Source organism: Mycoplasma sp. 5370 (genome assembly GCF_054343435.1).
Genome location: NZ_JBTGVF010000005.1, coordinates 40382 through 54736 on the forward strand (window position 1 = coordinate 40382; position 14355 = coordinate 54736).

The window sequence follows — 14355 nt, forward strand, 5'->3', positions numbered from 1 at the left end:
AAGGGGAAATATGGATAAAAATTTTAATCATAAAGATATAGAAAAAAACAGAAACCAGAAATGAATTAATAAAAAATATTTTTCATATCACGATTCGAGTAAAAGACCATTTACAATCATTGTGCCACCTCCTAATGTTACAGGAAAATTGCACTTAGGACATGCGTGAGATGAATATATTCAAGACACTATTATTAGATATAAAAAATTAAAAGGGTATGATGTTTTATTTTTACCTGCAGTTGACCATGCGGGTATAGCAACTCAAACAAAAGTTGAAGAATTATTGAGAAAAGAAAATAAAACTCGTCATGACTTAGGAAGAGAAAAATTTTTAGAAGAAGTTTGAAAATGAAAAGATGAATATTACAATAAAATTAAAGAACAGTGAAATTCTTTAGGTTTAGCACTCGATTACACAAATGAAAGATTTACACTAGATAAAGATGCTAATGAAGCAGTTTTAAAGATATTTGTTGATTTTTATAATAAAGGATGAATTTATAAAGATAAAAAAGCAATTAATTGAGATCCTAAACAAAAAACAGCTTTATCAAATATTGAAATAATTAATAAACCAACTAATCAAAAAATGTATTATATTAAATACTTTATTGAAAACAGCGATGAATTCTTAACAGTTGCTACAACAAGAATTGAAACAATTCCTTCTGATGTGGCACTTGGTGTTAATCCAGAAGATAAAAGATATAAATCACTTGTGGGTAAAAATGTTATTCATCCTTTTACTAAAAAAATAATTCCAATAATTGAAGATGATTATATAGATAAAAAATTTGCTTCAGGTGTTATGAAAGTATCTGCACATGCTATGGCAGATATTGATATTATAAAAAAACACAATTTAGAAATTAATGAATCAATCAATCCTGATGGAAAAATGAATAGTTTAGCTTTAGAGTTTGAAGGATTAGACCGTTTTCAAGCAAGAGAACAAATTTATCAAAAACTATTAAAAGAAAATTATATTGTTAAAACAGAAGAAATAATATCTAATGTAGGGTATTCAGAAAGAAGTGGTGAAGTTTCTGAAATAATTATGTCAGAACAATGATTTGTAAAAATGGAAGACTTACAAAAAATGCTACTAAATCATTTAAAAAGCAAAAATGCTGTTAAATTTTATCCAAAACGTTTTCAAACAGTTATTAAAAAATGAATGGAAAACGTATATGATTGAACCATCTCACGTCAATTATGATGAGGACATAGAATACCAGCATGATATAAAAATGAAGAAATGAAAGTGCAAATTGAGTCTCCTGGTGAAGGATGAATTCAAGATCCAGATGTTTTAGATACTTGATTTTCATCAGGGCTTGCACCATTTGTTTTTTTAGGTTGACCACAGTCAAATGAAAAAATGAAAAGATATTTCCCTACTTCATTACTTGTAACTGGTTGAGATATAATTTTCTTTTGAGTTGCAAGAATGTACTTCTTTAGTTTAAGTGTTATGGATGAAAAACCATTTGATGAAGTATTGTTGCACGGATTGATAAGAGATGAAAAAGGGATAAAAATGTCTAAATCACTTGGTAATGGTATAGATCCGATGGAAGTTATTGAACAATACGGTGCAGATGTTTTAAGAGAATCTTTAATATTTAATTCAACACCAGGGCAGGATATTAAATTTTCTAAAGACAAAATAGATGCTGCTTGAATTTTTAATAACAAACTATGAAATATAGTTAAATACTTTTATGAATTAGAAGAATGCAGCACTTGTCAAGAAATTACAGACAAAGATAAATGAATATCCAATAAATTGAGTCATTTAAATAAAAATATAGATAAATTTATGAAAAAATATGATTTTACATTAGTTTATAAAGCAATACATAAATTTATTTTTGAAGATCTTTCGTCTTGATATATTGAATTATCTAAAACTAACCCAAATAAAACATTTGGATTAGAAATAATTAAAAAATTATTAATTATTCTTCATCCATTCTGTCCTTTTTTAACAGATTATTTATTTGAAAAATTATTTAATCAAGAACTTTTAGAACACGAAAATACAGATATTACAACTTATAGAAATGTTAATTATATAGATAAAGTTATTGAAATAGTTAAAAATTTAAGACAATATAGAGAAAAACATAGCATTTCTAAAAAAGAAGTTCTAAAATATTGAATCGTAGATAAAAAACTTGATGTAACATCAATATTAATGATAAATAATATGTGTAATGCTGAATTATTTGAAAACAAACATTCAGTTTTAAAAACAGAAAATTTTGAAATTTATATTCAGCTATCTGCAGAACATGAAAAAAAAGAAGCAGAAAGAATAAAAGAAGAAATAAAAATAATTGAATTTGAAATAAAAAGAGCAGAAAATATGCTATCAAATTCTAACTTTTTAGCAAAAGCACCAAAAGAAAAAATTGAAAATGAAGAAAAAAAGTTAAAATTATATAAAGAAAAGTTAAAATTATATATAGAAAAAAATAAATAAGACATATTTAAGGAGAAAAAAATGATAAAGTACGTTGTAAACCATAATGGAGATTGAGCTGTAAAAAACGCAAATGCAGAAAGAGCTACAAAAATTTTTAAAACTCAAAAAGAAGCTATTGAATATGCAAAACAATTAAAAGAAACAACAGCTGTTATGATCCAAGGAAAAGATGGAAAATTTAGAAAAGGGTAAGATTACCTTTTTTTATTTTAAAAAATTAAAATGACAAAAATTTTAGATGGTAAAAAAGCTTCAGAATTTTTTTTTCAAAAACAGCTTAATTTTTTTAATCTTTTACCAAAGAAAGCAATATTTAAAATTGTTCAAGTAGGTAATTTAGAAGCATCAAATCGTTATATAAAAAATAAATTAAAAAGAGCTAAAGAATTAGGTGTTAATGGTATATTAATTAAATTAGATGAAAACATCACCGAAGAGTCTTTGTTATCTATAGTTAGACAAGAATCAATAGATTGCAATGGAATAATAGTTCAATTACCTTTACCAAAACACATAAACTCGCAAAAAGTTTTAGATACTATTCCTGTTGTTAAAGATATTGATGGACTTTCAAGTAAAAATCAAAATCAATTTTATAATAATCAATTTTCATTAACTCCTGCGACAGCAAAAGGAATTATGATGTTATTAGATTTTTACAATATTCAAGTTCAAAACAAAAAATGTTATGTTATTGGTGAATCTAATTTAGTAGGAAAACCCACAAAAAAATTACTTACTAATGCAGGAGCTTTTACTCATAGTTTCAACAAAGAAACAGGAATTAAAGGTTCTGAAGAAGCTGATATTTTAGTTGTAGCAGCAGGAGAATCACATTTAATTAAAAAGGATAATATAAAAGATAAATCGATAATTATCGATGTTGGAATAAATACTTTATCTAATAATAAAATTACTGGTGATGTTGATTTTATGGATGTTATAGATAAAGTAGAAGCTATTTCTCCAGTGCCAGGTGGAGTTGGTCCTATGACTGTAACAGCATTATTTGAAAATTTAATGATAACTATAAAAGAAAATTTAAAAAGTAATTCATAAATAAAATATAAGTCAAAAATGATTTATATTTTTAATTAAAATAAGTTCAAAACTATCATAAAAACAATATTTTTTTGCATTTAAATGTTAAAAATTCAAAAAATTAATAAAAAAATGAATTTTTATACTTTAAATTGAAATAAAATCAATAAAAAGAATATAATTATAATATTAGTTTAAATTCTAATTAATTTTAAAAAAATAAGGAGTAAAAATGCAATTTAAATTTGTTAAACCTGGCAAAGTTATGTTTTCTAAGGACGAAATTATCCGTTTTTTAGACATAGATGGAAACTTAACTAAAGAAGGTAAAAACAACGAACCAAAATTAAGCAAAGAAGAATTATTAAAAGCTTATAAATTTATGGTTCTTTCAAGAAGACAAGATGAATATATGTCACAGTTACAAAGACAAGGAAGAATGTTAACTTTTGCACCTAATTTTGGTGAAGAAGCACTACAAGTAGCTTCAGCTATGGCTTTAAAAGAAGATGACTGATTTGTTCCTGCATTTAGATCAAATGCAACTATGTTATATATGGGAATGCCTATAAAAAATCAAATGTTATATTGAAATGGAAACGAAAGAGGAAGTGTTACACCTGAAGGAATAAATTTACTTCCAATTAATATTCCTATAGCAACACAGTGTTCACATGCTGCTGGTATTGCTTATGCATCAAAATTAACTAGAAAAAATGTAGTTTCAATGTCATTTATTGGTAATGGTGGAACTGCTGAAGGTGAATTTTATGAAGCAATTAACACATCAGCAATTTGAAAATGACCATCAGTATTCTGTGTAAACAATAACCAATGATCCATTTCAACACCAGAACATTTAGAAACTGGTTCAGAAACTATTGCAGCTAAAGCAGCGGCTGCTGGAATTCCAGGAGTTATAGTTGATGGAAATGACTTATTAGCTTCCTATGCTGTAGTTAAAGAAGCTGTAGAATTTGCAAGATTAGGAAATGGTCCTGTGGTGGTTGAATTCATAACTTGAAGACAAGGACCACATACTACAAGTGATAATCCAAGAATTTATAGAACTATAGAACAAGAGCAAGAACATGAAAAATGAGAACCAATGCACCGTATTGAGACTTATTTAAAATCAAAAGAATATTTAACCGATGAAGAAAAAGATCAAATTTGAGAAGATGCTATGGAACAAGTAAAAGCAGCTTATCAAGAATCATTAGAAGAATTAGATGTTGATTTAAACGAAGTATTTGATCATACTTACGCAACATTAACACCTGAATTAGAAGAACAAAAAGCAGAAGCTATCGCATATTATTCAAAGGAGAATAAATAATGGACAAAAAAATGTTAGAACTAAATAACATCGGTGCTGTAACAAATGCAATCGATTTAATGATGGAACAAGATCCACACGTTGTTCTTTGAGGTCAAGATGCTGGATATGAAGGTGGAGTGTTTAGAGCAACTGAAGGCTTACAAAAAAAATATGGTGTTGAAAGAGTTTGGGATACACCTATTGCTGAAGCATCTATGATGGGAATTGGAATTGGAGCTGCTCTTTTTGGACTAAAACCAATTGTTGAAATGCAATTTCAAGGATTTTCTTACCCAGCATTTCAACAACTTATGACTCACGCAGCAAGATATAGAAATAGATCAAGAGGAAGATTTAGTGTTCCTTTAGTATTAAGAATGCCAATGGCTGGTGGAGTTAGAGCTCTTGAACACCACTCAGAAGCAATTGAAGCAATGTTTGCACATGTGCCAGGATTAAAAGTTGTTATGCCTTCAACACCTTATGATACAAAAGGATTAATGATTGCAGCTTTAAATGATCCTGATCCTGTTGTATTTTTAGAACCTAAAAAAATCTATCGTTCTTTTAAACAACAAATACCAGCTGAAATTTATGAAGTTCCAATTGGAAAAGCAAATGTTTTAGTGGAAGGAACAGACTTAACATTAGTAACTTATGGTGCACAAGTTCACGATTCAATCGAAGCAATCAAAAAACTAATAGAAGAAAAATCTTCAATTAGTGTAGAATTGATTGATTTAAGAACAATTAAACCAATAGATACAGATACAATTATTAATTCTGTAAAGAAAACGGGAAGATTATTAGTGGTTCATGAAGCTGTTAAATCATTTTCAGTTTCTGCAGAAATTATTACAAGAGTTAATGAAAAAGCTTTTGAATACATTAAAGCTCCTTTAACAAGATTAACAGGTTATGACATTACAGTTCCTTTAGCAAGAGGAGAAAAATATCACGCAATTGATAGCAATAAAATTGTTGCAAAAATAAAAGAAGTAGTAGGATTTAAATTCTAAAAGAAAGGAAAATATGAATAAAATAATTTCAACCCCTTTAGCAAGAGCAATTGCTGCAAAAATGGGAATTGACATTAATCAAGTTAAAGGTACAGGTCCATTTGGAAGAATTTTAAAAGATGATGTTTTATCTTTTAAAAGTGCACCTAAACAAGAAACAGTTGCCCCAACTTCAGCTAAAGTTGAATCAACTGCCTCAGTTAATTATTTAGATGGTAAAAGAGAAAAAATTACACCAATTAGAAAAGCAATTGCAAAAGCAATGATTAATTCAAGAGATTCAGTTGCTTATTTCAGTTTAGTTAACGAAATTGATATGACTAAATTATGAGATTTAAGAAAATCAATTGTAGAAGATGTACAAAAAACTACAGGTGTAAAATTAACATTTTTACCTTATATTGCAAAAGCAATTTTAGTAGCATTAAGAGAATTTCCAATTCTTGCTGCTAAATACGATGAAGCAAATTCAGAAATTGTCTTTCCAACAACATTAAACCTTGGAATCGCTGTGGATACAGAAGCAGGATTAATGGTTCCTGTTGTTAAAGATTCCCAAAACTTAACAATTGTTGAATTGGCAAAAGAAATTTCAAGATTAGCACTTGCAGCTAGAGATAGAAAAATTAAACCAAATGAAATGTCTGGTGGATCATTTACAATCACTAACTATGGTTCAGTAGGTGCCTTATTTGGAACACCAGTTATTAACTATCCAGAATTAGCAATAGCAGGAGTAGGTTCAATTGTTGACCGTGCAGTAGTTAAAAACGGAGCAATTGTTCCAGGAAAAATTATGAATTTAACTGTATCAGCTGATCACAGATGAATTGATGGAGCAACTGTTGGAAGATTTGCTTCAAGAGTTAAAGAACTATTAGAAAAACCAGAAATTTTAGGAGTTTTATAAAATGCATAAATTTAAATTTGCTGATATAGGTGAAGGATTACATGAAGGTGTAGTTGCTGAAATCTACAAAAAAGAAGGAGATATGGTTAATGAAGGAGATTCTTTATTTTCTGTTGAAACAGATAAAGTAACTTCAGATATCCCTTCTCCTGCAACAGGAAAAATTGTTAAGGTTTTAATGGCTGTTGGAGACACAATCCACGTTGGACAAGAAATTTATCATATTGATGATGGAAAAGGTGATGCAGTTGCCCAAGAACCTAAAAAAGAAGAGTCTAAAAAAGAGGAATCTACTGGAGGAGGTGCTTCTGTTGTAGGAGAAGTGAAAGTTTCAAATCAATTATTTGATTTATCTTCATTAAAAAAACCTTCTACAACTGCTACAACTAAAGTTGAATCACCAACAGAAATAAAAGAAGCATCTTCAAATAAAGAACAAGGTAAAGCATATACAGGAAAAATTGAAGAAGAATTTGATGTTATTGTTATTGGATCAGGTCCTGGTGGATACTTAGCAGCTGAAGAAGCTGGTGGAGCTGGACTAAAAACATTAATTATTGAAAGAGAATTCTGAGGAGGAGTTTGTTTAAATGTTGGATGTATCCCAACAAAAGCACTTTTAAAAACAACAGAAGTTCTTCACTCAGTTAAACATGCTACAGAATACGGAATTACAGGAAATATAAACGTAAAAATTGATTGAACTAAAATGCATGCAAGAAAATATGAAGTTGTTAAACAATTAACTTCAGGTGTGCAAGCATTAATGAGAATGAATAAAGTAAAAACTATTTTTGGAACTGCAAAATTTGTAGGTGCTCATGAAGTGGAAGTTGATTCTAAAGTTTATAAAGCTAAAAATATTATTATTGCTACTGGTTCAAGTGATAGAAAAATTCCTTTACCTGGATTTGAACAAGGTTATGCTGAAGGAAAATTAATCACTTCTAAAGAAGCTATTAATTTAGAAAAACAACCAAAATCATTAACTATTATTGGTGGAGGGGTTATTGGGGTAGAATTTGCTCAAGTGTTTGCTTCAGCAGGAACAAAAGTAACAATCATCCAAAATTTACCAACAGTGCTTGGAATGCTTGATAAAGATATTATTAAACAAGTTTCAAATGACTTAGTAGAAATGGGTGTTGAAGTTATAGCAAATGCCAATACAACTAAATATGAAAAAGGTAAAATTTTCTATGAAGTTAATGGAAAAGAAGAATCAATTAAATCTGATTTAGTTTTAGTTTCAGTAGGTAGAGTTCCTGAATCTCTTGGATTAGAAGAAGTGGGAATTAAACTTGGAGACAGAAAACAATTAGTAGTTGATGAATACTGTCAAACAAATGTTGAAGGAGTATATGGAATAGGAGATGTTGTAGGACAAGCTATGTTAGCTCACGTTGCTTATCGTCATGCAGTTGTTGCTGTTTCAAATATTCTTAAAAAACAAGTAAAATACTCTGCAAAAACAGTTCCGGCATGTATTTATACACACCCTGAAATTGCTGTTGTTGGTTTAACAGAAGATCAAGCTAAAGAACAAGGTAAAGATTTTATTGTTGCAAAACACCAATTTACTTTCATTGGAAAAGCATTAGCAGCTCATGAATCAAAAGGATTTGCTAAATTTATTATTGATAAAGAATATGGTGAAATTATAGGTTGTCACATTATTGGTGCTGCAGCTACAGATTTAATTTCTGAAGTAGTTCTTGCTATGGATTTAGAATCAACAATTTATGACATTGCTTCAACAATTCACCCACACCCAACATTTAGTGAAGTATTATGAGAAGCAGCAAGAAACGCAGTTCACCAATTAAACAAACTTAAAAAAAAGTTAAATAAAAAAACATCACATTAAAAAGTGATGTTTTTATTACTTGGTAATTTAGTAAACATTTAATATTTAAGTTAACTTATTAAAAAAATGAAATTTTTTGAATTTTTCCAAAGAAAATCCTTCTATTTTCTTAAAAAATAACTATAAAGAGTATAATTTAAATATATATGGAGGTTTATGTCATTAAAATTATTAAGTAATGTAGTGGGTATGCTAAATATTCCAACAGTAGTAGTAGCACAAAACTCAGAAATTTCGAATATAGATTATCAAAGTTTATTAAATAATTTTGATAAACTTGATTTAAATGATTTTACAAAAGAAAAAGAAATATATGATTCTAAAGTTAACAATCCTTTAATTAATGAATATTTAACTCTTAATAAATATAAAAATTTTTGAATTTCTTTTAATTATGAAAAAAAAGAAAAATCAAATGATGGTTTATGATTTATACCTCGAGATATAGATTTATATTTAGAATTTTTTAATCAAAATACTCATAAATGAGAAACAGTTTCTTCTTCTACATCAAATTATAGCAATGTGGAACTAATAAGATATAAAGTAAAAAAAGAAGATAACTATAGAATAAAAGTATCTTTAAAAAGAAATGATAACTTAAACGAAGAAATAAGAGGGGCTATTTCATATGTCATTAGTTAAAAAAATATTAAAACTAGGTTTACTAACAACAATTTCAGCAACTTCTTTTATTTCCTGTAATCAAGCAAATAAAGAAGAAAAAAAAGAAATATATAAAAAAGAAGGAAAAATTATGAAAGAAAAATTTGAATGAAAATACGATGAAACAAAAATAAAGGAAAAACCTGTATTTTATTCAAATATTGTTTTTGAAAAGAATGAATTACAAAATAATTATTTTACATATACAGAATTTTATTATTTTTTAAATTTACTGAGAAATGAATTTGAAACAAAACCAAAAATTATTCCAAAATTAATTCGAAAGAAAATATTGATAAATTAATTAAAACATTAAAAGAAACTTTTACAAAAGATTTATTTAAAGATAAATTTGTTGTTTATATAACTTCTCCCAAATTTGTTGAAGGTAAAGAAAAAAATTATGAACTAGTTTATCATGATAATGTAAATTTTGAATTTTATAGATTGCTAGAAAAAGAATATTATGATAGTTGGAGAATTAATAGAAGTAATGATAACAATAATGAAGAAATTGAACAGGAAGAAAATAAAGTTTCATCATTGATATTAAAAAATAGTATTTCAAATGAAGAAAAATCAAAAAATAAGATTATGAAATTTTTTGTTTTTGATAAAAAAGATTTTATTTTTAACAACTTAAAAATTACTTATTTAAATGAAACTTTTGATGCTAAAACTAATTATGTTGATAGTGACGCCCATGCATTTCAATTGCCACATTACAATTCAATATTTAGAGATGAACTTGAATTAAGAGAAGATAATTTTAAAAAATAATAAAGAAAATTGTGAATTATTTTTTGAATATTTATAAGCAGTATTTTTTATATTATTAAAATAATCTCAATTTAAAATATAAGTAAATAGTATAATATATGTATATATAATAATTTTGCTAAAAGTAGAGATTTATTTGCTACTTTTCAAAATTTATATAAAAGTTCAGATTTAGATTTTAATAAGATAAATAATTTTGAAATTGGGATTCCTTATTATTCAATAGCACAAAAAATAAAAAATGAATTAATTTTTAATTCCGCAGATTTAGAACATTATTCATATTTAAAGAGCAAAAATAAAGAAGAACCTATTTTTAAAACTACTGAGTATTTTTGACCTACTTTCAGTTATACTTCTTTTAAAATTTCTAAATCATTATTTTCAATTGATAAATTAAATAATTTAGAAGTAAAAAGCAAATTCTTAACTTATAAAGAATTTAGAGAATTTATAAAAAAACAGTTTTAAAAAATAAAGAAACACCACTAATTAAAGAGGCACAAAAAACTTAACATTAGATTAAGTTTTTTTTATTTGCTTTATTAATTTTGTTTTTTAAGGAGAGATGACAGCTTAAAAATAAATTATTAAAAAAGGTAAAAAAGTCAAGACATTTTAACAAAATATTTGAATTTTTATAAATAAAATTTTGTAATATATTGATACAATATGAATAAATGATATAATTTAGATATATAAAATGGAGGTTTTATGTCATTAAAATTATTGAACGATGTAGTTGGTATGCTAAATATTCCAACTGTACTAGTTGCACAAAATCAGGAAAATCAAAATATAAACTATAGAGTTTTATTAGAAAATTTTGATAAAATAGATTTAAATGATTTTGCAAAAGAAAAGGAAATAAATTCATTTAATTTATCTATTACTTTCGAAGAAAATTCAAAAGAAGAAATTAAGGATCTCCTTTTGAAAACAAAAAAAATTATTGAAATAAATTTTAGAAAATACTTCAATTTAGTTTTTTTTAAACTTGAATTGAATAAAAATTCTTTGTCAGATATTATATTTATAATATCAAACCCAAAAGTGATAAAATTAAAATTTTTCAATTTAAAAAATAAATTAATAGTTGAAGAAGGATTGACTTCTTCATATGATAATGCATCAAAAAATGAAAACAATTCAACAGAAGATTTTTTGATTAAACAAAAAGAAACTATTCATTTTGAAAAGTCAAACGGAGATGAAACTGATAAGCAACCTATAAAAATTGGTGTAATGGAAGTGGATAGTACACCTTATTATAAACATTTTAAAAATATAGTATATTTTGATAAAGATGATAAAGGAACAGAATATTCACACGCAGATTCAGTAGCAAGAATAATAGCTGATAAAAAATATGGTTTAAATCCAAATTCAATTATTTATGCAGCAAATTTTAAAGGTGATGAGAACGAAAACGAATTCAGCAAATGAATAAAAAGAATGGAATGAATGATTGATAATGGTGTAAAAATTATTAATCATAGTTATGGTAGAATTTTTTATAAAAATGGTCAAAACATTTATAAAGATGTTAATGATTTTTTAAAGAATCAATATTACAATGACTATTCTTATTATTTAGATTTTATAACTAAAAAATATGGAATTATTAATGTTTTTTCTTCTGGAAATGATGGAGAAAATAAGGATTTTCATTTTGTAGATGGAACAAAATTATCACAAAATTCAGTAATAGTTGGATCTACAAACATAGAAGGAGATTCAGTATCTACTTTTTCTTCATGAGGTCATGCTAGTGATATTATATTCAATAAACCTTTAGTTGTCGCTCCGGGAGAAAATTATAAATTCAAGTCAGAAAATTCATTTTCAAGTGGGACATCTTTTTCTTCTCCGTTAGTTACTGGAGTATTGGCAAATATAATAATGAATAATAATTCTGATTTAATAAATAAACCCGAATCGATACTTTCTATTTTAGGTAGTGGTTCTTATTGAAATTCAAAAAATAAATATGAAAAATCATTTGTTCATAATTTTAATAAAAAATACGGAATAGGATTAATCGACTACCAAAAAATCAAAAGAGCAACTAAAAATTTATACTCATTTTCACTTGCTGAATTTTTTAAGGAAAAAATATTTAACATAAATTTAAAAAAAGATGACAATGTTTCAATTTCTATTGCTTGATTATTTAATGCAGGTTATGAAGAAGAAAAAATAAAAGAACCTATTCAACCCCTTAGACCAAGTGATTATTACACACCGCCTAAAAAAGAAGAAGTTAATTTTTTTCTAAAACTTTTTAATCCTTTTTTAATTATTGATGAACTAGAATATTTAAAAAAATTTAAAGAATGAGAAAATATGAAAAAAGAATTTGATGAAAAATATTCTTTATATCTAAAGAAAAAAGAAGAATATAATCTTCAAACAAATAATAATTTAATAAATAAATTTTCAATATTGAAAAAATATAAAAATTATTGAAATTCTTCAGATTACGAAAAATTAAAAAATTCAAATCCTTGATTTATTCCAAAAGACGTAGATATAGATTTAGAATTCTTTAATAAAAAAACTAATAAATGGGAAGTGGTTGCATCTTCAAGAAATATATATACTAACATTGAATTTATAAACTTTAAAGTGTTAAGTGATGGAGAATATAGAATAAAAGTTTATATTCCTGATCAGTCACCTATGAAGGAAATAGTAAAAGGAATGTTATCTTATGTCATTAATTAAAAAAATTATAGTAATTCCTATAATTTCTGCATTTTATGTATTTTCTATGGTGTCTTGCAATCAAACAATAGGAATTTGAAAAAATAATCAAGGAGAAAACACTAGAAAAATGGAAATTAAAGAAGAAAAATTTGAATGAAAATATGATGAAACCAAAATAAAGGAAAAACCTGTATTTTATTCTAATGTCATTTTGAGTGATAATGAACTTCAAAATAACTTTTTTACTAACACTTTTGAAATGGAAGGTTTTATAAAACTTCTAGTTAACGAGATAAAAACTAATGAAAAATATTCAAATATAAATACAGAAGAACATCTTAGAAAAATAACAAAAAGTTTTCAAGAAAAATTTCCTAAAAGTCTTTTTTATGATAAATTTGTTGTTTTTATTACAACACCAGAATTTATTGTCGATAAGGAAAAAGACTATGAATTAGTTTATCATGATAATATCAACATTGAGTTTTATAGATTAATAGAAAAAGACTATTATCAACAACCAGAAAATGCACCAACGATATATTCATCAGAAAATGAACAAGAAAAAAAGATAGATCAACTCATTCTTAGTGAAAATATCAGTAATGAAGAAAAATCTAAAAACAAAATTATGAAATTTTTTATTTTTGATAAAAAAGACGTTATATTCAATAATTTAAAAATTTATTATGATTATAAAACTTATAATGAAGATGATTCCATTAATGATAAATTACACCATTTTCAAGAAAACAATATTAATCATATTTATTGAGATAAAGTTGAAAAACTAAATAAAAAATAATTTTTTACTATTTTTTGAATATTTATAAATAAAATTAGCTAATTTAATAAAATAAAATGAATAAATGTTATAATTTAGTAATATAATTAAAGTTATGCATATGGAGTTATTATGTCATTAATTAAAAAAGTAGTTAAAATAGTTTTGCTAACCACAATTTCAACAACTTCTTTTATTTCTTGTAATCAAATACAAAAAGAACAAAAAGTAAATATAGATAAAAAAATGGAAATTAAAGAAGAAAAATTTGAATGAAAATATGATGAAACCAAAATAAAGGAAAAACCTGTATTTTATTCAAATATTGTATTTGATAATTATGAATTACAAAATAATTATTTTTCTTCTTTGGAAGAATTTAATGATTTTTTAGATCTGCTTAAATATGAACTAAAAAATAATGAAAAGTATTCTAATATTAATTCAGAAACTAATGTTAATGAATTGGTTAATTCTTTACAAAATCAATTCCCAAAAAAATTATTCGATGATAAATTTATAGTTTATATTACAACTCCACAGTTTGCAAAAAACAATGAAAAAAATTATGAACTAGTTTATCATGATAATGTAAATTTTGAATTTTATAGATTGCTAAACAAAAGATATTTTGAAAATTTAAGAAGTCCAGAACCTACTGGCTGAGTCGAAGATAAAAGTATTAATTCAAAAGAAAAAAATACTAAAATAAAGTGGGACAAAAAACTTAACATTAGGTTAAGTTTTTTTGTTCGCCTTATTAA

The 14355-nt window shown here is 25.4% G+C and carries 13 protein-coding genes; all 13 read left to right on the plus strand.

The features are described 5' to 3' along the window. The first annotated feature begins 10 nt into the window (after positions 1 to 10). Positions 11 to 2491, plus strand: a complete 2481-nt coding sequence (locus ACXX88_RS01390) for a valine--tRNA ligase (RefSeq protein ID WP_458559355.1) — start codon at positions 11 to 13, stop codon at positions 2489 to 2491. Between the two features lie 21 nt (positions 2492 to 2512). Next, positions 2513 to 2686, plus strand: a complete 174-nt coding sequence (locus ACXX88_RS01395) for a DUF2188 domain-containing protein (RefSeq protein WP_436358645.1) — start codon at positions 2513 to 2515, stop codon at positions 2684 to 2686. A 30-nt stretch (positions 2687 to 2716) separates the two neighbouring features. Next, positions 2717 to 3553, plus strand: a complete 837-nt coding sequence (locus tag ACXX88_RS01400) for a bifunctional 5,10-methylenetetrahydrofolate dehydrogenase/5,10-methenyltetrahydrofolate cyclohydrolase (RefSeq protein WP_436358644.1) — start codon at positions 2717 to 2719, stop codon at positions 3551 to 3553. A gap of 214 nt (positions 3554 to 3767) precedes the next feature. Further along, positions 3768 to 4874 (plus strand): pyruvate dehydrogenase (acetyl-transferring) E1 component subunit alpha, encoded by a 1107-nt coding sequence (pdhA, locus tag ACXX88_RS01405; RefSeq protein WP_458559356.1) that lies wholly within the window; start codon positions 3768 to 3770, stop codon positions 4872 to 4874. Next, positions 4874 to 5875, plus strand: coding sequence for an alpha-ketoacid dehydrogenase subunit beta (locus ACXX88_RS01410; protein WP_458559357.1), 1002 nt, complete (start codon positions 4874 to 4876; stop codon positions 5873 to 5875). The genes pdhA and ACXX88_RS01410 overlap by 1 nt, the downstream gene beginning before the upstream one ends. 13 nt (positions 5876 to 5888) lie before the next feature. Beyond that, positions 5889 to 6785: a 2-oxo acid dehydrogenase subunit E2 gene (locus ACXX88_RS01415; protein ID WP_458559358.1), complete on the plus strand. Its 897-nt coding sequence runs from the start codon at positions 5889 to 5891 to the stop codon at positions 6783 to 6785. Between the two features lies 1 nt (position 6786). Beyond that, a complete protein-coding gene (gene lpdA / locus ACXX88_RS01420) occupies positions 6787 to 8652 on the plus strand; it encodes a dihydrolipoyl dehydrogenase (protein WP_458559359.1) in 1866 nt (621 codons plus the stop codon). A gap of 156 nt (positions 8653 to 8808) precedes the next feature. Continuing rightward, the gene (locus ACXX88_RS01425; RefSeq protein ID WP_458559360.1) at positions 8809 to 9297 is read left to right on the plus strand and encodes a hypothetical protein; all 489 of its coding nucleotides are present in this window, start codon (positions 8809 to 8811) and stop codon (positions 9295 to 9297) included. Further along, on the plus strand, positions 9284 to 9622 hold the full coding sequence (locus ACXX88_RS01430) for a hypothetical protein (RefSeq protein WP_458559361.1): 339 nt from the start codon (positions 9284 to 9286) through the stop codon (positions 9620 to 9622). The genes ACXX88_RS01425 and ACXX88_RS01430 overlap by 14 nt, the downstream gene beginning before the upstream one ends. A 143-nt stretch (positions 9623 to 9765) precedes the next feature. Then, positions 9766 to 10098, plus strand: coding sequence for a hypothetical protein (locus ACXX88_RS01435; RefSeq protein WP_458559362.1), 333 nt, complete (start codon positions 9766 to 9768; stop codon positions 10096 to 10098). Between the two features lie 714 nt (positions 10099 to 10812). Next, positions 10813 to 12825, plus strand: a complete 2013-nt coding sequence (locus tag ACXX88_RS01440) for a S8 family serine peptidase (RefSeq protein WP_458559363.1) — start codon at positions 10813 to 10815, stop codon at positions 12823 to 12825. Next, the gene (locus ACXX88_RS01445) at positions 12812 to 13612 is read left to right on the plus strand and encodes a hypothetical protein (protein WP_458559364.1); all 801 of its coding nucleotides are present in this window, start codon (positions 12812 to 12814) and stop codon (positions 13610 to 13612) included. Before ACXX88_RS01440 ends, ACXX88_RS01445 begins: the two co-directional genes overlap by 14 nt. A gap of 111 nt (positions 13613 to 13723) precedes the next feature. After that, a partial coding sequence (locus tag ACXX88_RS01450; protein WP_458559365.1) for a hypothetical protein occupies positions 13724 to 14355 on the plus strand: 632 nt, incomplete at its 3' end.